Origin of the sequence: Micromonospora sp. NPDC050695 (assembly GCF_040654415.1) — a bacterium.
GTDB lineage: Bacteria > Actinomycetota > Actinomycetes > Mycobacteriales > Micromonosporaceae > Micromonospora.
The window spans coordinates 73782-98011 of record NZ_JBFAHZ010000021.1; the positions used below are offsets into that span (position 1 = coordinate 73782).

At 72.1% G+C, this 24230-nt stretch carries 28 protein-coding genes, 1 tRNA gene and 1 pseudogene; 22 read left to right on the forward strand and 8 right to left on the reverse strand.

The window, feature by feature from the left end:
* Window positions 1-111: 111 nt before the first annotated feature.
* Window positions 112-474, reverse strand: coding sequence for a thioredoxin (gene trxA, locus AB0H52_RS18105; RefSeq protein ID WP_030329190.1), 363 nt, complete (start codon window positions 472-474; stop codon window positions 112-114).
* Between the two features lie 548 nt (window positions 475-1022).
* Between trxA and AB0H52_RS18110 the strand changes: the two genes are divergently transcribed.
* The 11 genes from AB0H52_RS18110 (at window position 1023) to AB0H52_RS18160 (ending at window position 9456) form a co-directional block, all read left to right on the forward strand.
* The gene (locus AB0H52_RS18110; protein WP_151489542.1) at window positions 1023-1538 is read left to right on the forward strand and encodes a MaoC family dehydratase; all 516 of its coding nucleotides are present in this window, start codon (window positions 1023-1025) and stop codon (window positions 1536-1538) included.
* A 95-nt stretch (window positions 1539-1633) separates the two neighbouring features.
* Window positions 1634-2137, forward strand: a complete 504-nt coding sequence (locus tag AB0H52_RS18115; RefSeq protein ID WP_151489541.1) for a hypothetical protein — start codon at window positions 1634-1636, stop codon at window positions 2135-2137.
* Window positions 2138-2190: 53 nt separating this feature from the next.
* Complete coding sequence (locus AB0H52_RS18120; RefSeq protein ID WP_151489570.1) at window positions 2191-2814, forward strand: RNA methyltransferase; 624 nt, start codon at window positions 2191-2193, stop codon at window positions 2812-2814.
* 78 nt (window positions 2815-2892) lie between these two features.
* Window positions 2893-3570, forward strand: coding sequence for a DUF6758 family protein (locus tag AB0H52_RS18125; protein ID WP_357948675.1), 678 nt, complete (start codon window positions 2893-2895; stop codon window positions 3568-3570).
* Window positions 3571-3686: 116 nt separating this feature from the next.
* A complete protein-coding gene (locus AB0H52_RS18130) occupies window positions 3687-3845 on the forward strand; it encodes a hypothetical protein (RefSeq protein ID WP_165942702.1) in 159 nt (52 codons plus the stop codon).
* Window positions 3846-3851: 6 nt separating this feature from the next.
* Entirely contained in the window at window positions 3852-4727 is an 876-nt protein-coding gene (locus AB0H52_RS18135) for a PH domain-containing protein (protein WP_151489539.1), read from the forward strand.
* Between the two features lie 106 nt (window positions 4728-4833).
* Entirely contained in the window at window positions 4834-5598 is a 765-nt protein-coding gene (locus AB0H52_RS18140; protein WP_357948678.1) for a SigE family RNA polymerase sigma factor, read from the forward strand.
* Window positions 5599-5681: 83 nt separating this feature from the next.
* On the forward strand, window positions 5682-6857 hold the full coding sequence (locus AB0H52_RS18145; protein ID WP_357948681.1) for a hypothetical protein: 1176 nt from the start codon (window positions 5682-5684) through the stop codon (window positions 6855-6857).
* Window positions 6858-6958: 101 nt separating this feature from the next.
* Window positions 6959-7831, forward strand: a complete 873-nt coding sequence (locus AB0H52_RS18150) for a PHP domain-containing protein (protein WP_151492021.1) — start codon at window positions 6959-6961, stop codon at window positions 7829-7831.
* Between the two features lie 41 nt (window positions 7832-7872).
* A complete protein-coding gene (locus AB0H52_RS18155) occupies window positions 7873-8487 on the forward strand; it encodes a MarC family protein (RefSeq protein ID WP_151492022.1) in 615 nt (204 codons plus the stop codon).
* A 141-nt stretch (window positions 8488-8628) separates the two neighbouring features.
* Complete coding sequence (locus AB0H52_RS18160; protein WP_357948706.1) at window positions 8629-9456, forward strand: PD-(D/E)XK nuclease family protein; 828 nt, start codon at window positions 8629-8631, stop codon at window positions 9454-9456.
* 21 nt (window positions 9457-9477) lie between these two features.
* Here the strand turns inward: AB0H52_RS18160 and AB0H52_RS18165 are convergent, their stop codons facing one another.
* Complete coding sequence (locus tag AB0H52_RS18165; RefSeq protein ID WP_151492023.1) at window positions 9478-10341, reverse strand: oxygenase MpaB family protein; 864 nt, start codon at window positions 10339-10341, stop codon at window positions 9478-9480.
* 66 nt (window positions 10342-10407) lie between these two features.
* Complete coding sequence (locus AB0H52_RS18170; RefSeq protein ID WP_151492024.1) at window positions 10408-10836, reverse strand: Fur family transcriptional regulator; 429 nt, start codon at window positions 10834-10836, stop codon at window positions 10408-10410.
* A gap of 191 nt (window positions 10837-11027) precedes the next feature.
* Between AB0H52_RS18170 and AB0H52_RS18175 the strand changes: the two genes are divergently transcribed.
* Complete coding sequence (locus AB0H52_RS18175; protein ID WP_357948709.1) at window positions 11028-11510, forward strand: DUF2231 domain-containing protein; 483 nt, start codon at window positions 11028-11030, stop codon at window positions 11508-11510.
* 9 nt (window positions 11511-11519) lie between these two features.
* On the opposite strand, the gene AB0H52_RS18180 is transcribed toward AB0H52_RS18175, so the two are convergent.
* On the reverse strand, window positions 11520-11855 hold the full coding sequence (locus AB0H52_RS18180; protein WP_225854714.1) for a hypothetical protein: 336 nt from the start codon (window positions 11853-11855) through the stop codon (window positions 11520-11522).
* Between the two features lie 84 nt (window positions 11856-11939).
* Between AB0H52_RS18180 and AB0H52_RS18185 the strand changes: the two genes are divergently transcribed.
* Window positions 11940-12122: a hypothetical protein gene (locus AB0H52_RS18185; RefSeq protein ID WP_151492026.1), complete on the forward strand. Its 183-nt coding sequence runs from the start codon at window positions 11940-11942 to the stop codon at window positions 12120-12122.
* A 79-nt stretch (window positions 12123-12201) separates the two neighbouring features.
* Here AB0H52_RS18185 and AB0H52_RS18190 read toward each other — a convergent pair whose 3' ends face one another.
* Window positions 12202-12462 carry a hypothetical protein gene (locus AB0H52_RS18190; RefSeq protein WP_225854715.1) on the reverse strand — a complete coding sequence of 87 codons (261 nt, stop codon included), beginning with the start codon at window positions 12460-12462 and terminating at the stop codon, window positions 12202-12204.
* Between the two features lie 695 nt (window positions 12463-13157).
* Here AB0H52_RS18190 and AB0H52_RS18195 point away from each other — a divergent pair.
* Window positions 13158-13478 carry a hypothetical protein gene (locus AB0H52_RS18195; protein WP_357948712.1) on the forward strand — a complete coding sequence of 107 codons (321 nt, stop codon included), beginning with the start codon at window positions 13158-13160 and terminating at the stop codon, window positions 13476-13478.
* A 14-nt stretch (window positions 13479-13492) separates the two neighbouring features.
* Here the strand turns inward: AB0H52_RS18195 and AB0H52_RS18200 are convergent.
* Both AB0H52_RS18200 and AB0H52_RS18205 read right to left on the reverse strand, forming a co-directional pair.
* Window positions 13493-13699 (reverse strand): annotated as a pseudogene (locus AB0H52_RS18200) (FmdB family zinc ribbon protein); the annotation flags it as partial.
* Window positions 13696-14373, reverse strand: coding sequence for a 5-formyltetrahydrofolate cyclo-ligase (locus AB0H52_RS18205; RefSeq protein WP_151492028.1), 678 nt, complete (start codon window positions 14371-14373; stop codon window positions 13696-13698). The pseudogene AB0H52_RS18200 and the gene AB0H52_RS18205, both read right to left, overlap by 4 nt.
* An 85-nt stretch (window positions 14374-14458) precedes the next feature.
* On the opposite strand from AB0H52_RS18205, the gene AB0H52_RS18210 reads away from it, so the two are divergent.
* The 7 genes from AB0H52_RS18210 (at window position 14459) to AB0H52_RS18240 (ending at window position 22603) form a co-directional block, all read left to right on the forward strand.
* On the forward strand, window positions 14459-16783 hold the full coding sequence (locus tag AB0H52_RS18210; protein WP_357948688.1) for a diguanylate cyclase: 2325 nt from the start codon (window positions 14459-14461) through the stop codon (window positions 16781-16783).
* A 9-nt stretch (window positions 16784-16792) separates the two neighbouring features.
* Window positions 16793-17755: a UTP--glucose-1-phosphate uridylyltransferase gene (locus tag AB0H52_RS18215; RefSeq protein WP_151492029.1), complete on the forward strand. Its 963-nt coding sequence runs from the start codon at window positions 16793-16795 to the stop codon at window positions 17753-17755.
* A complete protein-coding gene (glp, locus tag AB0H52_RS18220) occupies window positions 17752-19065 on the forward strand; it encodes a gephyrin-like molybdotransferase Glp (protein WP_139582488.1) in 1314 nt (437 codons plus the stop codon). The genes AB0H52_RS18215 and glp overlap by 4 nt, the downstream gene beginning before the upstream one ends.
* A 73-nt stretch (window positions 19066-19138) precedes the next feature.
* Entirely contained in the window at window positions 19139-19789 is a 651-nt protein-coding gene (locus AB0H52_RS18225; RefSeq protein ID WP_151492030.1) for a GNAT family protein, read from the forward strand.
* Between the two features lie 177 nt (window positions 19790-19966).
* Window positions 19967-20746, forward strand: a complete 780-nt coding sequence (locus tag AB0H52_RS18230) for a hypothetical protein (RefSeq protein WP_192580427.1) — start codon at window positions 19967-19969, stop codon at window positions 20744-20746.
* 431 nt (window positions 20747-21177) lie between these two features.
* Window positions 21178-21251 (forward strand) — tRNA-Ala (locus tag AB0H52_RS18235).
* A gap of 740 nt (window positions 21252-21991) precedes the next feature.
* Complete coding sequence (locus AB0H52_RS18240) at window positions 21992-22603, forward strand: hypothetical protein (protein WP_357948692.1); 612 nt, start codon at window positions 21992-21994, stop codon at window positions 22601-22603.
* Between the two features lie 365 nt (window positions 22604-22968).
* On the opposite strand, the gene AB0H52_RS18245 is transcribed toward AB0H52_RS18240, so the two are convergent.
* Window positions 22969-23238 carry a hypothetical protein gene (locus tag AB0H52_RS18245; protein WP_151491167.1) on the reverse strand — a complete coding sequence of 90 codons (270 nt, stop codon included), beginning with the start codon at window positions 23236-23238 and terminating at the stop codon, window positions 22969-22971.
* A gap of 191 nt (window positions 23239-23429) precedes the next feature.
* Here AB0H52_RS18245 and AB0H52_RS18250 point away from each other — a divergent pair, with 191 nt between their 5' ends.
* A complete protein-coding gene (locus AB0H52_RS18250) occupies window positions 23430-23801 on the forward strand; it encodes a winged helix-turn-helix domain-containing protein (RefSeq protein ID WP_151491168.1) in 372 nt (123 codons plus the stop codon).
* The last annotated feature ends 429 nt before the right edge of the window (window positions 23802-24230 follow it).

The following is a 24230-nucleotide window of genomic DNA, read 5'->3' on the forward strand; positions in this document are numbered from 1 at the left end:
CCACCGACGGCCAGTTCCGCCTGCCCAGGTCGGTGATCAAGCGGGCGTCGGGTGGGTACGACGAAGGCCGGGCCCGATCGGGCCCGGCCTCGCGTGCCGTCGTACGACGACTCAGTGGTTGTGCTCGGCCAGCTGCTTGCGGACGTCGTCCATGTCCAGCGCCTCGACCTGCTCGATCAGGTTCTCCAGGGCGGACTCGGGAAGGGCGCCCGGCTGGGCGAAGACGATGACGCCGTCGCGGATCGCCATGATCGTCGGGATCGACCGGATGTCGAACTTGGCACCCAGCTCCTGCTGGGCCTCGGTGTCGACCTTGCCGAAGACGATGTTCTGGTGCTTCTCCGAGGAGCGCTCGTAGACCGGGGCGAACCGCTTGCACGGACCACACCAGTCGGCCCAGAAGTCGACCAGGACGATGCCGTCGTTGCCGGTCACCTCGTCGAAGTTCGCCGAGGTCAGCTCAACGGTTGCCATTGCACTCTCCGATCACCGCGGTTTGCCTACGTCCCGTAGAACCAGGGCTGACCGTATCGAATTCCCGGGCGGTGGGGCCCGAAACGTGCTGCGGGCTGCTCAGGGCTGCCGAGCGTCATCGATCCGCGTCTGTCCGTCCCGACCTGCGGAACGCAAATGCACGACGCACTTGCGTGACCTGCCGTGATGGGAGCGTTTCCAGGGAGATCCACCCGATCGAGCGCTACGAATCGGTAACTTGACCCCTGACAAGGACGTATCCGGCCTGCGGAGATCGCTGATCAACTCATGATTCGTCACTGAGAGTAGTGTTACAAAAAGATAAATGTGACCTCGATCTCTGTTGAACCTACGCACCCGTAGGGCAGAATTCCTCACATCAGAGCGTGGGCGGCGGGTGCCGGGGAGGGCCCCGCCGCTCATTGCGTCTCCCCTCTTTCGAGTGACCGGTGTGACATTTCCGCCGGGCTCGCGCCCCGCCGGTCGCCTTAACCACCGGTAAGGCATGCTGTGCCGAACTCCATCGCCGCCCGTCGAAGGGGACCAGGATGCAGTTCGGCCGCTACTACGAGGAGTTCGAGGTCGGCGCGGTCTACCGGCACTGGCCGGGCAAGACCGTCACCGAGTACGACGACCACCTCTTCTGCCTGCTCACCATGAACCACCACCCGCTGCACATGGACGCGCACTACGCCGAGACGGCCAGCCAGTTCAAGCGCAACGTCGTGGTCGGCAACTACATCTACTCGCTGCTGCTCGGCATGTCCGTGCCGGACGTCAGCGGCAAGGCGATCGCCAACCTGGAGGTCGAGTCGCTGCGGCACGTGGCGCCCACCTTCCACGGCGACACCATCTACGGCGAGACCACCGTGCTGGACAAGCGGGAGTCCGGCTCCAAGCCCGACCGGGGCGTGGTGTCGGTGGAGACCCGCGGCTACAACCAGGACGGCACCATGGTCTGCGTCTTCCGCCGCAAGGTCATGGTCCCCAAGCGGGAGTACGCGGCCAGCGCCGTCCCCGACGGCGTGGACCCGGAACGGCCCAGCTTCCCCACGCCCCGCTGAACGCGCGGCGTGTCGACGCCGCAGGATCAGGGCTCCTTCCCTCGGGTAGGGGTCCTATTTCCGTTTCGAGGCATATGCTGGCGCCGGAGGTTCCGATGAGCCACTCCGTCGCCGGAGAGCCGCCCTCTGCCGGCCGCCGAGCCGCACCCTTGACCACCGCCGTCTACTCCGCCGCCGAGTGGGACCTGCTCACCAGCCTGCCCGGTCGGGTCCTCGTGGCCGCCGCCGCGCCCGGCCCGGGTCGTCCCGAGCGGGGTGTCCTGGCGAACCTCGCCGGCCTGGACGCGGTGGCCGCCGGCCGGGCGTCCGACAGCGACCTCGTCCGTGCCGTCGTCGCCGCGATCTACGCCCGCCACGACGGCACCCCGCAGCCCGCCGAGCGGCTCACCGATCTGGTGGACCTGCTGGCCGCCTGCCGCGCGGCGGTCCGGGTCATGCGCCGGCGCGCCGATCCCGCCGACTCGGCCGCGTACCGCCAGTGGGTGCAGTCGGTCGCGGCCCGGGTCTGCCGGTCGGCGCCCGGCCCGCCGGGACAACCGGCCAGCCCGGCCGACCGCCGTTTCCTCGACCGGCTCGGCGGCGCGCTCGGGTTGGGCTGAGATCGGCGGGGTGTCGCGGCGGGCGCCGAGCTGGTCCGTACCCTCTGATGACCGTGACCGACGACCAGCTTGAGGTGGGTGTGGGCCCCTGGCCGGGCGACCCGCCGGACGACCCGCGCTACGACCCGCAGTTGCTCGCCGAGGGCGACCGGCGCAACGTGGTCGACCGCTACCGCTACTGGCGGCACGAGGCGATCGTCGCCGACCTGGACCGGCACCGGCACGGCTTCCACGTCGCCATCGAGAACTGGCAGCACGACTTCAACATCGGCACGGTGGTCCGTAACGCCAACGCGTTCAACGCCGCCGAGGTGCACATCGTCGGACGTCGACGGTGGAACCGGCGCGGCGCCATGGTGACCGATCGCTACCAGCACGTCCGTCACCACGAGACGATCGAGGAGTTCGTCGCCTGGGCGGCCGGGCGGCGGCTGCCGGTGTTCGGCATCGACAACCTGCCCGGTTCGGTTCCGCTGGAGACCGGCACCCTGCCGCGGGACTGCGTGCTGCTGTTCGGTCAGGAGGGGCCGGGTCTGTCCGAACCGGCGCGCGTCGCGTGCGACCAGCTCTACTCCATCGCGCAGTACGGCTCCACGAGGTCGATCAATGCGGGTGTGGCCAGCGGGATCGCCATGCACGCGTGGATCCGTACGCATGCCGGGCCGCCGCCGGACTGACCCTTCCGGGCGCCGAATCGGACGGTCCGGCTTGACGTGTCGGCGGATCGGGGTGACGGTGGGGATGTGAGTGTCGCGGTGAGTTGTCCGAGATGCGGGGGCCCGGTACGGGCGCCGGATCTGATGCACACCGAGTCGAGATGCCTGGGCTGCGGGCCCGTCCCGCCGCTGCATGTGCCCGAGCACATCGGAGCGGAGATCGTGGCGAGTGTGGTCGATCGCATCACCGCGACCACGGATCCGCCGGTGACGCCGCTCTGGTGCCCGTGGCCGCTGCCGCCCGGCTGGACTCTCGCCGGCGTGGCGTACGCGGGGGACGAGCGGACCGGTGTGCGGGCGACCGCCGTGGCCTGCGCGGGCCCGGCGCCGCTCGGCGGTGGTCCGGCCGACCTGGTCTTCGTGGCCGAGGAGCCGGGCGTGGGCCTCGGTACGCGACTCGCCGGCCTGTCCGGCCCGGACCCGGGACCGCAACTGGTCGACGCGCTGACCGACCCCGGACCGGGTCATCCGGAGCACGTCGGGCAGGCCAGGATCAAGGTCGGCGGGCATCCGACTCCACTGTGGGTGGTGAATTCACCCACGGATCGAAGCGCGTACGCCGGCGAGGCTCGGGGAATGTGGCTGCATGCGATAGCCTGGCCGGCGAGTGCGGGACACCTGCTCGCGGAAGATGTCGTGCTTCACGACCTGACCGAGTGGACTCCACCCGAGCTCGTGTACGGCGCACCATCTCCGTACCTATCAGGTAGGGCTTGACAACCCTCCCGGATTGACGGAGAACGGACGCAGATCTTCACTGTACGACACCACACTGATACTCTGGGTGCCGCTGCGGTAATGGGACCCGGCGCCGCGCGAGAGGATGGCCCGCCATGGTCAAGAAGGTCCTCACCTGGGCCGGAATCGCATTCTTGATCTTCTTCGTTGCCTACCGGCCAAACTCTGCGGCGGATGTGTTCAAGTCGCTCGGCGGTGGCATCGTGGATATCGCCCAGGGATTCGGCGACTTCTTCACCAGCCTCGTCGCCTAGCCGTCGATGGGTAGCCCCTCCGGTCCACCCTTCGACCCGGACGACCCCGACCGGGAACGTCGCGAGCGTGACACCGAGCCGATACCGCGGATCGGGCCCGATGACGGCCCGGGCTACGGTGCCGGCCCCGGCCTGTCCGACGGTCCGTCCCTATCGGACGACGTCGGCTACGGCGACGGGCCCGGCTATGCCGGTGAGGGTCGCTCCGGTCGGGCCTGGATCCGTGATCCGGAGGCCAGCTACCAGCCTCCACAGATCTCCGAGGACGAGCTGGCCGGGTTGCGCGCCGACGCGACCGGGGCAACCCCTCGGCGGGTGTTGCCCCTGGAAGACGAGCCCAGCTCGCTGGTCGCCCGTTACCTCTTCCCCACCGAGCGCTACCGGGGCGAGTGGAAGCGGCACTGGATCCACCTCACCAACCCGCTGCTGATCGGCATCGGGGCGACGTTCGTGCTCGGCTACCTGTCCGGCTTTCTCGCCGGTAACGACGTGGGTGCGTTGACGACCATCGCCGTGCTGCTGTGGTTCGCGGTGATGGGCTGGGTGGCCTGGAAGGTCGCCGACTGGTGGTATGACCGTTTCATCCTGACGAACAAGCGGGTCATGGTGGTCAACGGCATCGTCACCCGCAAGGTCGCCATGATGCCGCTGGTCCGGGTCACCGACATGAAGTACGAGCAGACGCCGACCGGTCGGGCGCTCAACTACGGCACGTTCGTGCTGGAGTCCGCCGGCCAGGAGCAGGCCCTGCGGGAGATCAAGAACCTGCCCAACCCGAACGAGCTCTACCTGCGTGTGGTGGAAGAGATGTACGAGCCGCAGGCGGTGGAGGCCCGGCTGGGCAAGGAGGCCGACGAGGCCAAGGCCGACGACGGGGCGTGAAAGTTTTCGTCCGAACATCGGAGCAAGTGCGCACCTTTCGTCATGGACCAGGGGGCCCCTGACGTGGCACTCTGCCAGAACGGCAGGGTGGCGGGGGAGGTGAGCGGTGGCGAGCAGGGACTCGTTGGAGGAGGAGTTTCGCGAGTTCGTCGCGGCTCGTTCACCCGCGCTGCTGCGCACCGCGTACCTGCTCGCGGGTGACTGGGCCACGGCCGAGGACCTGCTCCAGACGGCGCTCACCAAGACGTACCTGGCGTGGAAGCGGCTCGGTGGGATCGAGGCGGTCGAACCGTACGCCCGACGGGTGATGGTCAACACGTCGACGAGTTGGTGGCGGCGACGCTGGCACGGTGAGCGCCCCACGGAGGTGCTGCCCGAGCGGGCCGGTGTCGACGAGATCGAGCAACAACTCGACCGCGACCTGCTCTGGCGGCATCTGCGGGAGCTGCCCACCCGGCAGCGGGCGGTGCTGGTGCTGCGCTACTACGAGGACATGTCCGAGGCGCAAACCGCCGCGATGTTGGACATTTCGCCGGGCACGGTGAAGAGCCAGGCGTCCCGGGCGCTTTCCACCCTGCGCCGGCGGTTGGGCTCCGCCGTGCCGGAACTGGCCGCCGATACAGCCACCCCGGGCCGGGCGGCCACCGCCGGCACCGCTCGCACCGGCGGCGCGGGCTCCCCGACCAGGCGGACGCCGGCCGGCACGACGCCCCGACCCCGGCCGGCGTCCGAGCGGTCGGTGCCCGGCGCGGCCGCGCCCCGCCCGGCCGCGCCCCGCCCGGCCGCGCCCCGCCCGATCGGTCCGCCGATCGAGCTGCCCACCGCTCCGGCGGCCGTGCCCGTCGGTACCGGCCCCGGAGAGCAGCAGTGAGCGGGTACCCGGGCCGGTCCGACAACCTGACGGGCCGCCCGCCGCGTCCATACGACGTGCGGCCTGACGAGTTCGAAGGTGCGGTGCGGGAAACTCTCTCGCGCCAGGTCGGCGTTGCCCGTCCGCTGACCGCCGACCCGGCCGGTCAGGCCATCCGCCGCGGCAACCGGATCCGGCGCCGACGTACCGTGGTCGGCCTGTCTCTCGCGGCGATCACCACCGTCGTGGTCAGCACCGGCATGGCGCAGCTCGCCCAGGACCCCGACCGGCAGGGCTCATCGATCGTCGTGATCGGCGACCCGGACCCCTCGGTGCGGGCGATCCCCACCGCCACCGTGCCCGCCCCGCCGCCCTCGCCCGGAGCGCCGGCCGACCTGCTCGTTGGCGGGACGTTGATCAGCGCCGACGGGAAGCGGCTGGAGCTGCCCGGCGTCGGGCCGGCCGAACGCGCCCGACCGCTACCCGGCGGCGGAGGACTGCTGGTGGTGGGTGCCGCGACCACTGCCGGCCGCTCCCTCTGGGTCGCGCAGAGCGACGGCCTGGTGCAGGTGCTGCTGGCCGGCGCGGGCCAGATCGTCCTGGCACCCGACGGTCGTCAGGTCGCCTGGCGCGACGGCACCGACCTGTTGGTGGCGGGAGTGATCGGCACCCAGCTGATCGGGTCGGCGCGTACGCCGGTGCCGGCCGGGGCGGAACCGGTCCGGTTCGTCGGCGACAGCGTGCTGGTCCGGCTCGACCCGGCCGCCCCGGGCCACGCCCTGTGGCGGCCCGGTGCCGGGCAACTGTTGGCGCGGGGCGACCGCAGCACCATCAACGTCTACGGCACGCTGCCCGACGGCCGGCTGATCGGTCAGGTCGCCACGGACGATCCCCGCCGCACCTGCCTGGCCGTGCTCGGCCCGACGCCCGCCCTGAAACCGGACCGCACCGGCTGCGGCCTCCAGCTGAGCCGGGACGGCGTCGGCGGGATCTCGACCGACGGCCGGTGGCTCCTGGTGAACGGATCGGTCGGCAAGGTCAGCCGGTCCCTGCTGGTCGACCTGAGCCAGCTCGGGCCGGACACGGCCGCCGTGCCGGCCGGCCCGCCGATGACCGGCACGGTCGCCTGGACGACCACCTCCCAGGCCTCCTACCTCGACGGCACCGGTCAACTGGTCCGGGTCGACGTCGATCGGGTACGGGCCGGGACGCCGGCCACGCCGGCTCCCGTCAACGGCGTCCAACCGGGCGACCGTCCCGTCCTGGTGACCGGCTCCTGACCTGGGCCGGCCGAGGTGCTGGCCCGTCGGTGTGGTCGCCGGCGCCGCCGTGGGTCGCCCTCCGGCGGCCCGGACCACCGGGCGCTCGGTAGCGTCGTGACGTGACCTCGCATCTCGGCCCCAGCCCGCGGATCGACCTGCACACCCACTCGACGGCCAGCGACGGCACGCTGACCCCGGCCGAGCTGGTGCGCGCCGCCTCAGACGCCGGGCTGGACGTGCTGGCGATCACCGACCACGACACCACCGCCGGCTGGGAGCCGGCCGTGCGGGCGCTGCCGCCCGGGTTGCGCCTGATCCGCGGCGCGGAACTGTCCTGCCGCTGGTCCGGCACCGAGCCGGCGGTGCCACTGCACCTGCTGGCGTACCTCTTCGATCCGGACCACCCGGAGCTGGTCGCCGAGCTGGCCCGGGTGCGCGCGGCCCGCGAGGAGCGCGGTGAACGCATCGTCGCGCTGCTGCGAGCCGACGGCGTCGACGTGAGCTGGTTGGACATCCTGGCCGGCGCGGGCGGTGGCACCGTGGGCCGCCCGCACATCGCGCAGGCGCTGATCCGGGCCGGGCTGGTCGGCAGCACCCGGGAGGCGTTCGGCCCCGACTGGTTGGGCGAGCGGTACCGGCTGCCCAAGGAGGACATCGACGTGTTCCACGCGGTCCGGCTGGTCCGGGCGGCCGGTGGGGTGCCGGTCTTCGCCCACCCCCGGGCCACCCGGCGCGGCCGGGTGGTCCCCGACGAGCTGATCGTCGAGCTGGCCGCGGCGGGGCTGGCCGGGCTGGAGGCCGACCACGAGGACCACAGCCCGGCCGAGCAGGCGCACGTCCGTGGCCTCGCCGCCGAGCTGGGCCTGGTGGTCACCGGCTCCTCGGACTTCCACGGCACCCACAAGACCGTCCAGCTCGGTGCCTTCAGCACCGGCGTCGAGGCGTACGAGCGGATCGTGGCCGCCGGGGTGACCGAGGTCGCTTCGGGCTGATCCGGGTATTTCGCCCACCACGGCGCGGCTAGGTTGATCACGTGGATCTGAAGCTGTTCGGCGAGGTTTTCGTGACCCTGCTGGTGATCACCGACCCGCCGGGCATGATGCCGATCTTCCTGGCGCTGACCGGCCCGCTGCCCGCCCGGGACCGCAACCGCGCGGCCTGGCAGGCGGTCGCGCTGGCGCTCGGCGTCATCGTGATCTTCGCGGTCGCGGGGCAGACCCTGCTCGACTACCTGCACGTGGACCTGCCGGCCCTACAGGCCGCCGGCGGGCTGCTGCTCGTGCTCGTCGCCCTGGAACTGCTGACCGGCAAGGCCGACGACCCGAGCCAGCAGGTCACCTCCAACATCGCGCTGGTGCCGCTGGGCACTCCGCTGCTGGCCGGACCGGGCGCCATCGTGGCCACCATGCTCTTCGTCCAGCAGGCCGACGGGCTTGGCGAGTTCACCGCCATCGCCCTCGCGATCCTCGCCGTGATGGTCGCCGTGTGGATCGTCCTCCGCTTCTCCGGCGGAATCGTGAAGATCCTGCGCCCCGGTGGCATCGAGGTGCTGACCCGGATCGCAGGCCTGCTGCTGGCCGCCATCGCCGTACAGCTCATCGCGGACGCGGTGGCCGCCTTCGTCACGCAGTACGTCAACATGGCCTGACCCGGAGCACCCGCGATGTCGGGGGTGGATGGCAGGATCGCAGGCGTGCGACGAGCCTCCTCAGCCGGACGACCCGCCGCCGGCGGCGGCCGGCCCCCTCACCAACGCGCCGGTGGCGCCGAGCAGCTCGGTTTCGAGGGCATGCCGGAGCGGCTGTTCGTCTGCACCCCGAGCAAGCTCGGCACGTACACGGACTGCCCGCGCCGCTACCGCTACTCCTACGTCGACCGGCCGAGCCCCCCGAAGGGCCCGCCGTGGGCGCACAACTCCCTCGGCGCCAGCGTGCACACCGCCCTGAAGAACTGGTACGCGCTGCCCACCGAGCGACGCCGGCCCGAGGTGCTCGCCACCCTGCTCAAGGGCACCTGGGTGCGCGAGGGCTACCGCGACGACGAGCAGGAACGCGCCGCGTTCCGGCGGGCATTGGGCTGGCTGGAGGCGTACGTCGAGACGCTGGAGCCGGAGACCGACCCGCTGGGGGTGGAGCGGGTGGTGGCCGTCAAGACCGCGGTGCTCGCCTTCAACGGCCGGGCCGACCGCATCGACTCCCGCCCCGGCCCGGCCGGCCCGGAGCTGGTCATCGTCGACTACAAGACCGGCCGCACCGGGCTGGACACGGACGACGCCCGGGGCTCGCAGGCGTTGGCGCTCTACGCGTACGCGGCCGAGCGGGTGTTCCGCCGGCCGTGTCGCCGGGTGGAGCTGCACCACCTGCCCACCGGCACGGTCGCCGGCCACGACCACACCGTCGAGTCGCTGGCCCGCCAGTTGACCCGTGCCGAGGAGACCGCCCGCGACATCATGGCCGCCGAACGCGCGGTCGCCGAGGGCGGCGACGCGGACGAGGCGTTCCCCGTCGCGCCCGGCCCACGCTGCGGCTGGTGCGACTTCCGGCGCCACTGCCCGACCGGCGCGCAGGCTCCCGGCAAGGAGCCGTGGGCCGCCGTGGACCGCGCCGCCGACGCCTGACCCGACACCACCCGGCTCGGCTCAGCGGGCCGGCGAAGCGGCGGCGTGCCGTTCGGCCCGCTGCTTGGCGGCCTGCGTCAACGGCCCCTCGAGGTAGCGGCGGGGCACCGCGGCGAACGCGAGCCGCAGGGCGCGCACCGTCAGATCCGCCGACAGGGCGGTCGTGGGCAGCCCGAGCCCGCCGTACATCCGGCGCGCCCACGCCGGCAGCAGCGCCAACGCGGTGCCGGCGATCCCCAGGTACGCCCAACGCGGCGGGCCGAGGGTGAGCCCCAGACGGGCCGGCAGGCTGAGCTTCCACGGCAGTGGGGGAGCGGTGAGGAAGACCGCCGTCTCGGCCGCCTCCCGGGTCATCCGCAACTGCGGCCGTACGTCCTCGTAGTACGCCGCCACCTCGGCGGCGGTGCCGGGGACGGTGGCCGGGTCCAGACCGACCAGCTCGGCGGAGCGGCGCTGCTCGGTGTAGTAGCCGTCCACCTCGTCGTCGGTCAGCGGCAGCCCGGCGCGTCGGGCCGTGCTGAGGAACGATTCGACCTCCGTGACATGCACCCAGCGCAGCAGGTCCGGATCGTCGACCCGGAACTCCGTACCGGTGAACGGGTCGGTGGCCCGCAGGCGGGCGTGCAACCGGCGCAGCCGGGCGCCGGCCGCCTCCGCCTCGGCGGTGGTCCCGTAGACGGTGGTCGCCACGTAGGTGGCGGTGCGGACCAGACGGCCCCAGGCGTCGGTACGGTAGTTGCTGTTCTGCGCGACCCCGGCCATCGCCCGCGGGTGCAACGCCTGAAGGTAGAGCGAGCGCAGGCCGGCGACGATCAGGATCGGCTCCTCGTGCACCTTCCACGTGACCGAACCCGGACCGAAGAGGCCGAGGTCATCGGAGTCCACCGCCCAAGAGTGCCATGCCCGTGCCGACCGCGCCGGTCGCCCGTTCTCGTCAGTGGCGGCTTCTCGTCAGTGGTCGGCGGACCGGCGGGACTGACAGCCCGGGCACAGACCCCAGAACGTCACTTCCGCCTCGTCCACCTCGAACCCGTGGGAGACGTTCGGCTCCAGGCAGGGGGCGCCGCCGACCGCGCAGTCGATGTCAGCGATCTCGCCGCAGCCCCGGCAGACCACGTGGTGATGGTTGTCGCCGACACGCGCCTCGTAGCGGGCGGGACTGCCGGCGGGCTCGATGCGGCGGGACAGTCCGGCCCGGGACAGCGCGCCCAGCACGTCGTACACCGCCTGGGTGGAGACCGAGTCGAGGCGTTCCCGGACCCGCCGGGTGATCTCGTCGACCTCCAGGTGACCACCACCGGCCAGCACGTCGAGCACCGCGAGACGCGGTCGGGTGACGCGCAGCCCTCTCGATCGCAGCAGCTCCTCGGCACCGGACATGCGCCAATGACAGCACGCGCGACCACCATCGACAACCGACGTGTGACCAGGGTGGCCACGGACACAACCGGAGGCGGGCATCGATCGGTGAACCCGAGCGTGGCATCGCGCGTGTGTCCGGTCGAGAGCTCGGGGCGACCGGCCGGCCGTAAGCTGGCGATCCTGTGACCGTGATCCACCTGGAGGGCGCGATGTTCGAGGAGATCCTGGGTCTACCGGTCCATGCGTTGGTGATCCACGCCGTGGTCGTGTTCGTGCCGCTGCTGGCGGTGCTGGCCATCGCGTACGTGGGTCTGCCGCGGTGGCGGCACCGGCTGGACTGGGCGCTGGGCCTCTTCGCCGTGGCCGCCCCGGTGACCACCTTCGTGGCCGTCGAGTCGGGCGAGGCGTTCACCGACGCGCTGGTCGCCCGAGGTTTCCAAGGCCAGATCCTCGACCAGATCTTCGAACACTCCCGCTACGGCGACATCCTGTTCCGGATCGTGGTGCCGCTCGGCATCGCGGCCATCCTGCTGCTGGTGGCGACCAGCGGGCATCCTCGGGTGCCACGGCTGCCGGCGCTGGTGACCCCGGTGCTGGCGGTGGTCGTCGTCGCCCTCTCCATCGCCGCCCTGGTCTACGTCTATCTGACCGGCCACTCCGGTGCCGAGGCGGTCTGGGGCACCACCCTCTGACCCACGCGGTCAGAAGATGATCCGCGAGCACAGCAGGCAGACCAGCACCACCAGGACCACCCCGGCCGCCGCGCCGAAACCGTAGGTGACCCGTTGCGAACGCTGCTCGGCCGCGTCCAGGCCGGCCATGTCCTGCGCCGGCAGCCGTCGGGGCGGCGTCGGCTCCAGGTGTACGGGCGGATGCCAGCCCGCCGGAGGCGGCGTGCTCGGCGGAGGGCCCGCATACCCACCCGTCGGCGTGGGCGCCGGCCCGGCGGGGGGTTGGTCCGCCGTGTCACCGGCACCGGTCCCGGGTCGCCGCCAGTAGTCGTCCGGGGTGCTGCCACCGCTGGGGGTCGTCGTCACGCCGTCCGACGCTACCAAGCAGGCCGACAGCCCGGTCGCTTCTGGCCGGCGCGGCCACCGTCGGCTGGGCTAGTCTTGCCGTTCGTGAGCACCGAGGACCCCGGCGCGCAGGGCACGCGCGGCGACGACGACCGCACCGTCGACCTGAGCGACGACTTCGTGGTGCTGCCCGAGCAGACGTCCGACGACACCGATCACGGCTGGGGCGAGCGGGCCGACGGCAACGACGACTGGCTGCTTTCCCAACGCCCTCCGCACTGGGACTGACCCCGGCGCGGCCGGGCGGGTTGTCTGGGTCGGTGGGCCACCCACATGGGCGAAACGATGTCGATCATGGTCGGCCTGGTCAGCCACGGATGACGATGGCGAAGCGGCTGCCCTCGGGCAGGCCGACCGCGCGTTGTGCCTGGTCTGGGCGAAGCGCGAGATACAGCGCGGCGGACCCGTCGGTTGTGCCGGCGCCCAACACGTCCAAGACGAGCGCGGCGGGGGCCAGCAGGGTCGCCTCGGAGCTGCCTGCTCCGCCCGGCGGCGCGGCCAGGAGGTCGACGTGGGCGCCGGGGCGGACCACTGCCAGCGCGGCCGGCTCGGCCAGCCGAACCGGCACCCCGACCGCGCCGCTGGGTAGCGGCAGCGGTCCGGAGGTGCCGCGTGCCGCGTCGGCGCCGAGGTTCGTGCCGGTGGATCTTGACCCGTCGGCCGCGCCGGCTGGCCCTCTCCCCGAGCCGGAGCCTGCCCCCGGCCCTGAGCCCGACTCTGGCCCGGAGCCCGCCCTCGGCTCCGAGCCAGTCCCTGGCTCCGAGCCCGACTCTGGCCCGGAGCCCGCCCTCGGCTCCGAGCCAGTCCCTGGCTCCGAGCCAGTCCCTGGCTCCGAGCCAGTCCCTGGCCCCGAGCCAGACCCTGGCCCTGAGCCGGTTCTGGCGGTGGGGGTTTGGTCTGCGGCGCCGCTGGTGGGCGGGCAGCCGGTCGGGGTGTGCAGCACCGCAGCGGCCAGGCCGAGCAGTGCGGCGACCAGCCCGGCCCGGAGCAGAGTGCGCCCGCCGGGGAGGACGAGCCGACGCAGTGGACGCAGGGCCCGTACGGAGTCTGGATCGCCCGTCACCATCAGCCGTCTCCCGTCCCGGATGCCACAGCGACATCCCTGGGCGGCAGGTTAGGCCGGTGGGGAGCCAGACATCAGGCCGTAAGACCGTGCCTGTGGACAACCGGCGGGCCTGTGGACAACGCCCACCGGCCGGCCGGAGCTGCTATGTACGCGGAAGGGTCGCGCGCCTCGATCCACTCGGGTTCGGGGAAAACGGGGTGTCATACGAACGCGGACAGGCCGATTTCCAGGATCCCGAGTGGATCAAAGTGCGGTCGCTCGCGGTCAGGCTGCGGGCTCGCGGTCAGGACGCGGAACTGGCCGCCGGGGCCTTGCCGCCACCCGACCCGCCGGACGACGAGGACGACCCCGACGACGAGGACCCCGACGACGACGAGGACCCCGACGACGAGGACGACCCGGACGACGACCCAGAGTCCCCACCCGAGGACGACGAGGACGACTCGGACTTGGTCGGCTTGCTGGCCGTGCCGCCGGCCGCGGTCTCGGACCCGGAGGCGCGGGAGTCGGTGCGGTAGAAGCCGGAGCCCTTGAAGACGATGCCGACCGAGTTGAAGACCTTGCGCAGCCGCCCCTGACACGCCGGGCACTCGGTCAACGGCTCGTCAGAGAAGGACTGCACCGCCTCGAGCTGGTGACCGCACGCGGTGCAGGCGTACTGGTACGTGGGCACGTTCTCCTCCGGATCTGGGCTCGGCCAGTTGGCACTCGACGTATTCGAGTGCCAATGGTGCGTCATTCGGCCCGGGTTCGTCCAGCGGACGTGTGGGGCGCGACACCACGCGCCGTACCCGGGCCGCCGTCAAGCGTACGCACCCCGTCGGCGGGGGTGACCACCGCGCGGACCGGTCGGTCGTGCGGCTCCACGGGCAGCGCCTCGACCAGCTCCCCGTCATGCAGCGGGCACACGGTCAGCGTCGCCACCGGCACCCGGGCCAGCGCCCGGTCGTAGGAGCCGCCGCCGCGGCCGAGCCGTCGGCCGTGCCGGTCGACGGCGAGCGCCGGTACGAGCACCAGGTCGGCGTCGGCCACCGCGGCCACCCCGAGCCGGGGCCCGTCCGGCTCCCGGATACCCCGACCGGCGGCGAGTAGACCCTCCGGCCCGGTGTAGGCGGCCCAGTCCAGATCCAGGTCGGCGAGGAGCACCGGCAGCAGCAACTCGGCGTCGGCCGGCAGCGCCGCCCGCAGCACCGCCGGCAGGTCGGGGCCGCCCGGCTCGGAGCCGACCGGGACGTACGCCGTCACCCGGCGGGGACGGAGCCGGCGGACCAGGGCGACCAGCTCGGCCTGGACGCGTCCGGCGGCTGCCGCCCGGGCCGGTGTCGACAGCTTTCGGCGGCGGGCGAGCAGTTCGGCCCGCGCGTCCCGCTTCGCCACCCGGGTCACTTCCGCTTCATAAGAAAAATCCGGCACGCAACACTCCTGACGCAACGCCTCTCCCACGGTTGCTCTGTGTCAGCATCGCAAGCAACGGAGGCGGAACTTCCGGGGGGACCGAGTGACGCTACGCGGGCGGTTGACGGCAGCCTTCCTCGTGGTGGTGCTCGGCCCGGTGCTGCTCGGCGCGATCTTCGTCGCCTCGACCGTCACCGCCGTCGACCGCAGCCGTTCCACCGAGCGCCTCGCCGTGGCGGCGTCCACCGTGCGGACCTCGGTCGACGCGCTCTGCCAGCAACTGCGCGCCACCGCCGACGCGGTGGCCCTCACCGGCGATCCGCCCGCCGCCGCCACCCAACTGGTGGGTCGGGGGCTGGCCGCCGCCGTGCAGATCACCGACGTGACCGGCCAGGTCACGTACGCCTCGCCCGGCGCGCCGTCGATGCCCTGGCGGGACTGTTCCGGCCCGGTCGAGACGCAGCCCGGGCCGGTCCGGGCGCTGGCCGCCCGGGTCGACCTGCGCGACCGCGCCGGTGCCCTGCGCGGCACGGTCGCCGCCGCGCAACTCGTCGATCCGGCGTTCGTGGCCCGGCTGGCCGCGGTCACCGGGGTGGCGGTCACCCTGCTCGGCGGCGCGAGCAGCGACCGGGTCACCCACACCACCGAATCCCGGGACGTCCGCGACGCGGTGCTCGCCGCCGCCAGCGCCGTCGACAGCGAGCGGGTCACCGAGACCACCGAGGGCCGGTACGTGCGCAGGATCGGGCCGTCCACCGGGCAGCCGCTGCCGCTGGTGCTGTCCGTGCCGAGTGAACGGCCACCCGGGCTGCACGTCACGTTGATCGGCGCGGTCGTGCTGGCCGGCCTGCTCGCCGTGCTGACCGCGTGGCGGCTGGCCCGGGTGACCACCCGACCGCTGGCGGAGCTGGCCAGCGCCGTCGACCGGGTGGCGTACGGCGACCTGACCGCCCGGGTGCCGGTGCGCAGCCACGACGAGCTGGGCCGGCTGGCCGAGGCGTTCAACCGGATGACCCGCGAGACCGGCTCGTACGTCGCGGCGCTGACCAGCAGCCGCGACCAGTTACGTGGCCATCTCGCGGTGCTCGGCGACACCCTGGCCAGCACGCACGACCTGCAACGCATCCTGCGGGTGATCCTGCACAGCGCCATCGCGGCCACCGGCGCCCGGGCCGGCGCGGTGCTGCTGGTCGAGACCGGCGGGATGCTCGCCGCCCAGTGCACCGAAGGGCTGGACGGCCGCTGGCCGGAGGGGGACGCGGACGGGTCGCAGACGCTGCGGGTGCCGGTGGGCGTCGGCGTGGTCGGCGCGGTGGCCGCCACCGGTGAGCCGCAGCGGGGCCGGGTGGAGCCGACCGAGGTCCTCGCCGGTGAGCCCCGCTGCCGCACCTACGTCGCCGTGCCGTTCGCCACCCCCGGTGGGTCCGCCGTGCCGGCCGCCACCCCCGGGTCCGCCGACGACACGGGTACGCCGGCGGTGGCGCTCGGTGTGCTGGCCCTCTACGACCGGGTGGGCGCGGCCGAGTTCGACGACGACGACCTGGTCACGCTGCGCACCTTCGCCGGGCACGCGGCGGTGGCGGTGGAGAACGTGCGGGTGCACGAGGAGGCCCAGCGGCTGTCCCTCACCGACCCGCTCACCGGGCTGTGGAACTACCGCTACCTGCGCGAGTCGATCCGGCGGGAGGTGGAACGGGCCAGCCGGTTCGGCCGGATGCTCAGCGTCCTCGCGTTGGACCTGGACCGGTTCAAGGACGTCAACGACACGTACGGGCACGCGGCGGGGGACACCGTGCTGGCCGAGTTCGCCCGGCGGGTGCGCGGCGAGATCCGCGAGGTCGACCTGGCCTTCCGGCAGGGCGGGGAGGAGTTCGTCCTGCTGTTGCCGGAGACCGACGCCCGGGGGGCGGCGATCGTCGCCGAGCGGCTGGGCGCGGCCGTACGGGACACACCGATCGCGGTCGAGGCGTACGCCGGGCCGGTCCTGGTGACGGTGTCGGTGGGCATCGCCGTCTACCCGGACCACGGCAGCACCGGACGGGAGGTGCTGGAGGCCGCCGACGACGCCCTCTACGGCGCGAAGGCGGCCGGCCGGGACACCTACCGGGTCGCCGAGGTACGCCCGGACGTGCCGACCCGGGAGCTGCCGGTGCTGGCGGGCGCGGTCAGCCCACCGGATGGACTGCCGCGCGCCGGCCGGCCCGTGCCGGCCCACCGGGAGCCGGGCGGGCCCGCCCGGTCGGAGCCGGCCGCGGGCGTACCCGAATCGTCGCCGGCGGGGCCGGCACATGCCCGGCCGGAGCCGGCCGACGACCCGGCGGCCGGTGTCCCGGACGGTGCCCGGGCCGGTCCGGACGCCGCACGGCCGGGACCGGGCGGCGGCGCGTCTTCTGGGCCACACCCGCCGCGGCAGAGCCGTGGCCGATAGTCTCGCGGCATGTCGGAGCACTCAGCGAACCCCTCATCGACGGTCGCCGCAACTGGCCGTCCCGTGGCGGTCAAGGCCGTCATCCCGGCCGCCGGACTGGCCACCCGGTTCCTGCCGGCCACCAAGGCGGTGCCCAAGGAGCTGTTGCCGGTGGTGGATCGGCCGGTCCTGCAGTACATCGTCGAGGAGGCCACCCAGGCCGGCATCGGTGACGTGTTGCTGATCACCGGTCGGGGTAAGACGTCGATGGTGGACCACTTCGACCGGCGCCCAGACCTGGAGACCAGGCTGGAGGAGAAGGGCGACACCGAGCGGCTGGCCGCCGTGCGCCGGCCCAGCGAGCTGGCCGAGATCTACACGGTGCGGCAGCCCGAGCAGCTCGGGCTCGGCCACGCCGTCGGGTACGCCGAGTCGCACGTCGGTGACCAGCCCTTCGCGGTGCTGCTCGGCGACGAGTTCGTCAAGCCGTCCGAGCCGCTGCTGCCGGCGATGCTGGAGTTGCAGGCCCGCACCGGCGGTGTGGTGCTCGCCTTCTTCGAGGTCGACCCGGCCGACACCAAGCGGTACGGCATCGCCTCCGTCGAACCCGCCGAGTCGGAGCTGACCGACATCGGCGAGGTCGTCAAGGTGACCGGGATGGTGGAGAAGCCGCGGCCGGAGGACGCGCCGAGCAACCTCGCGGTGCTCGGCCGGTACGTGCTGCCCGGCAAGATCTTCGACGCGATCCGGCGGACCAAGCCGGGCAGCGGCGGCGAGATCCAGCTGACCGACGCCATGGAGCTGCTGCGCACCGAGGGCACACCGGTGCACGCGATCGTCTACCGGGGCACCCGCTACGACACCGGCATGCCGCTGGGCTACCTGCAGACGGTGGTGCAGATCGCCGCCGACCGGGACGACCTCGGCGCCGAGTTCCGTTCCTGGCTGGCCGAGTTCGTCAACGCCAACGCGGCAGGCGGATCTGGTACATGACCGCGACGGCCGACGCCGAGGCGGCCGCGAACGAGTTGACGCCGCTCGCCGACTACCTGGGCAGTGTGCTGCGCAGGTTACGAGCGCTGCCGCCACTCGACCTCGACCTCACCCAGGCGCACGGCAACGTCCTCGCCGAGGACGTCGTCGCGCCGCACGCGTTCCCGGCCTTCGACCAGGCGGCCGTGGACGGGTACGCGGCCCGCTGGGAGGACATCTCCGGAGGGGGCCGGGGCCCGAGCTACGTCCCGGCCCCCTCCGGCACTCCCGGCGGCCGGACCATCCGGCTCAACGTGGTCGGCGACCTCGGCGCGGCGAGCTGGCGACCGGTCCGGCTCACCCCGGGTTCGTGCTTCTCGGTGGCCGCCGGCGCGCCACTGCCGGTCGCCGCCGACGTGGTGGTCCCGGTGGAGTGGACCGACCAGGGCATGGCCGCCGTGGAGATCTTCCGCACCCCCAAGCGGGGGTACGGCGTACGCCGCGCCGGTGAGGAACTGCCCGCCGGCACCCTGCTCGCCCGCGCCGGCACGTACGTCTCCCCGGCGCTGGTCGCCGTCTTCGCGGCCACCGGCATCGGGCACGTGGTGGTCCGTCCCAGCCCTCGGGTGGTCATCGTGGCCACCGGTGACGAGCTGGTCGACGTGGGCCGGGGCAGCCAACCCGGGCAGGTGGTCGACGCGAACTCGCACGCGTTGACCGCCGCCGCGGCCGAGGTGGGCGCACTGGCGTACCGGGTGGGAATCTGCGACGACGACCCGGAAGGGCTGCGCGGGCTGCTGGAGGACCAGACCCTGCGCGCCGACCTGATCATCACCACCGGCGGCACCGGCACCGGGCCCGGCGACATGGTGCGGCGGATCCTGTCCCGCCGCGAGGGGGGCCGCGCCGGGCCGGTCACCTTCACCGACGTGGCGCTCTACCCCGGCACCGCGCTCGGGTTCGGCACGGTGGGCGCCGAGGAGGTGCCGGTGGTCTGCCTGCCCGGCGACCCCGGCGCCGCGCTGATCGGCTTCGAGGTGCTGGCCCGCCCCGCCATCCAACTGCTCGCCGGCGCCGAGCCGGTGTTCCGGCCCAGTGTCCGGGCGCACCTGCTGGAGACCGTGTCGTCCCCGGGCGGGCTGCGCGAGTTCCGGCCCGCGCACGTCGCCGAACGGCGGGGCGGCGGCTACACGGTGCAGCCGCTGCGCGGTGGGCCGTTCACCCTCTCCGGGCTCGCCGAGGCGAACGGTCTGCTGGTGCTCGGTGAGCGGGTCACCACCGCCGCCGCCGGTTCCACCGTGGACGTCCTGCTGCTGGACCGTCGCCGGTGACGGGTCACCCCGCTCGCCGGCACATCGCGGGTCCACTTGCACGGGACACGGTCCCGCGCGGGAGACTGTGCGGGTGAGTCTCTTCGGACCGCCGCGGGCGCCCGGCTGGCCGGCGGTGCTGGTCGACGGTCCGGTGCTGCTGCGGCCGTACCGGCGCTCGGACGCCGCGGCCTGGTCGGAGGTACGCCGGGCCAATCGGGCCTGGCTGGCACCCTGGGAGTCGTCGCTGTCGGGCAGTTGGGACGAGCTGAACTCGCCGGTCGCGTTCCGCTGGGTGCACCGCGACCAGCGACGGTCGGCGCGGGAGGGCGAGGGGATGCCGTTCGCGGTCTGCCTGCGTGAGGCCGACCGGGATCGGCTGGTCGGGCACCTCAACGTGGGCAGCATCGTGCGGCGGGCGTTCTGCTCCGGCTACGTCGGATACTGGGTCGACGCCCGAGTCGCCGGCCAGGGCGTGATCCCGACCGCGCTCGCGCTCGCCGTCGACCACGCGTTCGGGCCGGGCGGCCTGCACCGGGTGGAGGTCAACATCCGGCCGGAGAACCGACCGTCGCGGCGGGTGGTGGAGAAGCTCGGCTTCCGCGAGGAGTCGTACCACGTGCGCTACATGCACATCGACGGCGCCTGGCGGGACCACATCGGATACGCGATGACCAGTGAGGAGATCGCCGTCGAGGGTGGCCTGCTGGCCCGCTGGCATCGGGTACGCGCCGCCGCACGGTGAGCCGTCCCACGGACGGGATCGGCGCGGCGCGGCGGCATGACGGTCGGCGCGCCGTAACCTCAAGTAACTGCAAGCTACGGCAAGCGCTGCCCGTCCGGACGATCCACGCACCCGAGCGCGATCGGTGGAAGATCCTGCGGTCCGGTGGCGGTTGCTCCGAATTCGGTGACGGGAGGGGTGAGGGTGCCGACCTCGGTGCTCCTCGCCGTCCTCGCCGCCGCCGGCCTGCTCGCCCTGGCCCCGGCGTTGGTTCGCCGGTACGACGCCACCGAGCGGCTGGTGGCGGAGCGGGCGCAGTCGACGGCGCGGGTGCTCCAGCGCCGCCGGCGGCGCCGCACTGTGCCGGGACGGCGGCCCGTTCACCCGCCGCGCTCGCTCATCGTCACCCTCAGTGAAGACGCGGCTACCGGAACGTCGACGGCGCCGGTCTCCGCGCCGCCGGCCGCCCGCCGCTCCGGCCGGCTACGCGCCGTGCCAGCCACCCCGAAGCGGCCCCGCCGCCGGCCGCCGCGCCGGCACCACACCCCGGCCGTGTACCGCCGCCGCCGAGTCCTCGCCGCCCTGCTGCTGCTCAACGTCGTCGAGCTGATCGGTGTGCTCTTCGTCAGCCCCGGCTTCTGGGTCGGGTTCGGGGTCACCTTCCTGCTGCTGGCCGCCTACGTCGTCCACCTGCGCGGCCAGGCCCTCGCCGGGCGTCGTCGCCGCCGCGCCCGGGCTCGGGAGGCGGCGTGGCTGGCCGCGCGGCAGGCCGAGGTGCGCCGTGAACAGGCCCGCCGGGCGGCAGCCCGCCGGGAGGCGCAGCGCCGCCTGGCCGCCCAGCGCGAGGGGGTACGCCGAGCCGCCATGGGCCTCGACCGCCCCGGGGACCTGCCGGCCGCCGTCAACGGAGGGTCGGTGTCGTACCGGCGTTCGGGTGGTCTGCGCGGCCGCCCCTACGAGGCCGGCCGAGGCGCCTGACCGCCGACCGGCCACGGCCCGCCGCGCGGTCCGCGGTCCGCGGTCCGCGGCCCGTGCCCCGTGGCCCGTGGCCCGTGGCCCGTGGCCCGTGGCCCGTGGCCCGTGGCCCGTGGCCCGTGGCCCGTGGCCCGTGGCCCGTGGCCCGTGGCCCGTGCCCCGTGCCCCGTGCCCCGTGCCCCGTGCCCCGTGGCCCGTGGTGCGCGGCCTGTGGGCGCGCGGCCCGTGGCCCGCGGCGTTGATCCACTCGCCTTCCCGGAAAACGGGGTGTCCGGGCGCCCTCGATGCCCCGATTTCCAGGAAGGCGAGTGGATCTCCGGCGGGGGCCAGCGCCGCGCCGGGGGTGGATTCGCGGTGCGGGGCGACGACCTGTTAGCCTTGCTCCCGGCCCGCCCGGTGTAAGCCGGGTGGGACCGAAGCCGGTTCGCCGGCGGGGGGCTGTGGCGCAGACTGGTAGCGCACCTCGTTCGCATCGAGGGGGTCAGGGGTTCAAATCCCCTCAGCTCCACCCATACCATCAATGGCCAGCGGAAACGCTGGTCATTGATCGTTTAGTACAACCTCAGTACTTGCAGCGTTCTGGCGTTGTTGATCCGTGCAGCGGCTAGAGCGTAGTGTGTTCAGACTTTCTTTACTTGGTCAAGGGCGGGCCTGCGGCCCGCCGCCGTGTGCGCCGGGGCGCGCGTGCGGCCTGGCGGCCGGTCACGCCCCGGCGCACACGGCGCGGTGGTGAAGAGCCGTAGACATGGCTGCGCGGCACGGCAGGCCGCCGGCGATGGCCGCCGGGAGCACGCCTGGTTCTGGCGCTGCCCTCGATCGGATGCCCGCGCGACAGTGGGCGCGACGGGTGCGTCGGGCTCGGGGTTGCTGGGCGGGTTTCCGGCTGCGTCGGTGGCTCAGCTTTGAAGGCCGAGAGGCGTGGTCACCCGGTTGCCGGCTCGCGGTGACTCCTCACTCTGGCAGGGGATGCTGCCGCGCCGTCGTGGTCGTCATTCGGTGGCTGGGCGACCGTGCGACGGATGATCTTGGGGGAGGAACCGCGACGCCGACGGTCGTAACGCTGGGTAATCTATCTGGCGATCGGGCTAGCAAATGACGGCCGCTGTACTACCGCAAAGTGTGCTAAACGGTCAAAGCTCGACCTGGCGAATGCCCTGCGTGAACCGTCGGCCCGCCGTTCACGTTGACCGTGGTGGGTGCCCGTAGCGACCCAAGAGATGCCTGCGGTGACAGGTCTTGGAGGGGACAATGAACGAGTCGGATTTCGTCAGTCAAATTCGTGCTGCAATGCGTGGGTTTACCGGACCAAAAGATTTCATCGCACAGAATGTCAGGAACCAATCCCTCGATACGGTGCGCATCGCGGAGGAGGTGGTGAACAGATCCGAGGCAGAATTCGAGTGGTCCGGTAGCCGATGGCACACACCTACGAGCCTGGCCATGGAGATCGCGAAGGCCTTTTACGAATTAAGCGTAGAGCAGACCGCCTATCACGAAGCTCTGACGGGTTTCCATAAATTCGATAAGTTTGATAGCTACCGCAGCAATTTGGCTAACAATCATTTTGTCGCCAAATCCCGACTGATGTCTGCGCGCGTGCTGACAGGAGGTGAAGATTATTGGTCGGCTTCTCAGGAAATCGGCGAGAAAGCGCAGGATATTGCCTATTGTATTGAGCGCAGTGTGAAGGCTCGTGAAAGTTCGATGGCAGGCCGGGCACCCGTCGCCACTGTGGCTTCATCGGCGCTGCTCAGCAGCACTTCGCGGGTTGTCGCATTGGCTAACGTTAGGACCAATGCACCCGGACAGCGCCCTGCGGTTAGGAATACCCAGCCATCAACAATCGCAAAAAGGCGCTAACGATCGGCCGGTCGGCTGCGGGGTTGGTCCGCCAAAGTGGTGCCGGCACCCCGCGTCCGTGGCAGTTCCAGGCACGCCGCGACGGTGGAGGGTGGCGGGTTTGGAGCGTCGACCCGTACCCGTGGTGCGGTGGTCACGTCCGCGCCGACGCCTGCCGATGAGCGCGAAGTTATCCGTGTATTGACCCGATGCATCCTGAAGGGCCGACCCCTGACCAGGGAGTCCGGCCCTTCTTGGTGACTGCGTGCCTCCGGCGGGGGCCTCGGGCTCCGCGATGGCCAGGGGCGACCAGGAGGCGCGGTGGGAGGGTGGTTGAGGGAGAGCCATCCCGTCGCTGTCGTCCCAGGCGGAGGCAGTGCAGCGTGCTACGTCGATCGCCGCACGGGGTGCAGGCCGGCGAGCTGAACGAAGATCTCCCGCTTGCTGACGGCGTTGCCCCGGTCGTCGAGCTGGTATCCCGTCACCCAGGCCCAGCCCCGATAGGTCGGCTTTGGGCACACCGAGATCACCCGAAACCGGAACCGCTGCCTGAGGAACTGCACCGAAGCTGCGCGGTCAATCCATAGTTCCTCGCCGGGTTTGGGCGAGCGGGGCTGCGGCCTAACCCACGCGCGGCCCTCCTGCTCGATAGGCATGAAGGTCCCTTCCCGCTCGAAGGTTGCCCTGCCCGGCCGAGTCGAAGGAGCCCGGCCGGGCAGGGGGTACCGCCGCACCGGGGCGAGTTCGGGTCCTCTACGACCAGCGCAGCGGGTTAAGCGGCACCGTGCGCTACGTAGATTAGTACGTACAGACGTAGGGGTCTACGTCCGCACCTACTGTCAAATTTGTGATCGAGTGGAACCCGGAGCGGGCCATCTGGCGACAGGTTGCCGACGACATCCGCCGCAAGGTGTCGGTGGGTGAGTACGTGGCGGGGTCGAGGCTTCCCAGCGAGACGGATCTGTCTCAGGGCTACGGCGTCAGCCGGACCACCATCCGAACCGTGATCGCCGCGTTGAAGAGTGACGGCCTGGTGGTGGTCGAGCAGAGGCCGGGTCACCCACGCGCGACGTACATCCGCGCTGTTGGACAGGTCGAAGACATCACCATCGGGCCGGGCGACTCCGTGACCTACAGCGGCCCCGGCGCAGTGGTGGTTACCAGGGCTGCCGGGGAAGTGGAGACGTACGAGGCCGGTCAGGTTCGCATCATCGGATAAATCGATGCAGATGAAGGTGTTGGCATGATCATCAAGTACAGATCCAGTACAACTGGGGCCGGAAACAGGTGTAAAGCGTCGAAAGTTGCTGGCGGTTCCGATGCTGGTCAGGGGCAGGATCTGCCCGATTGCGGATGATCTTTGCCCGGCCCACGGCGTTTGGGGTTCAAATCCCCTCAGCTCCACCCCAGATCAAAGGCCGTTTCCCGCAGTGGGAAACGGCCTTTTCGATCGTGTGCCACGCCCGGGTGCGACGGCGGGGGCCGGCCTCGGCCTCGATCCGTCAGAGGGTATTGATCCCTTGGTACGGCTTTCGGCTTGACCGTTTTGTCCCTTATGGTGTGAGGTGTGTGCGTCGTCTGTCACGACGGTGTGCCGGGTCTCCGATTCCCGGGGTGCGGCCCTTTCCGGCTCGCTGGGACGGTTGTT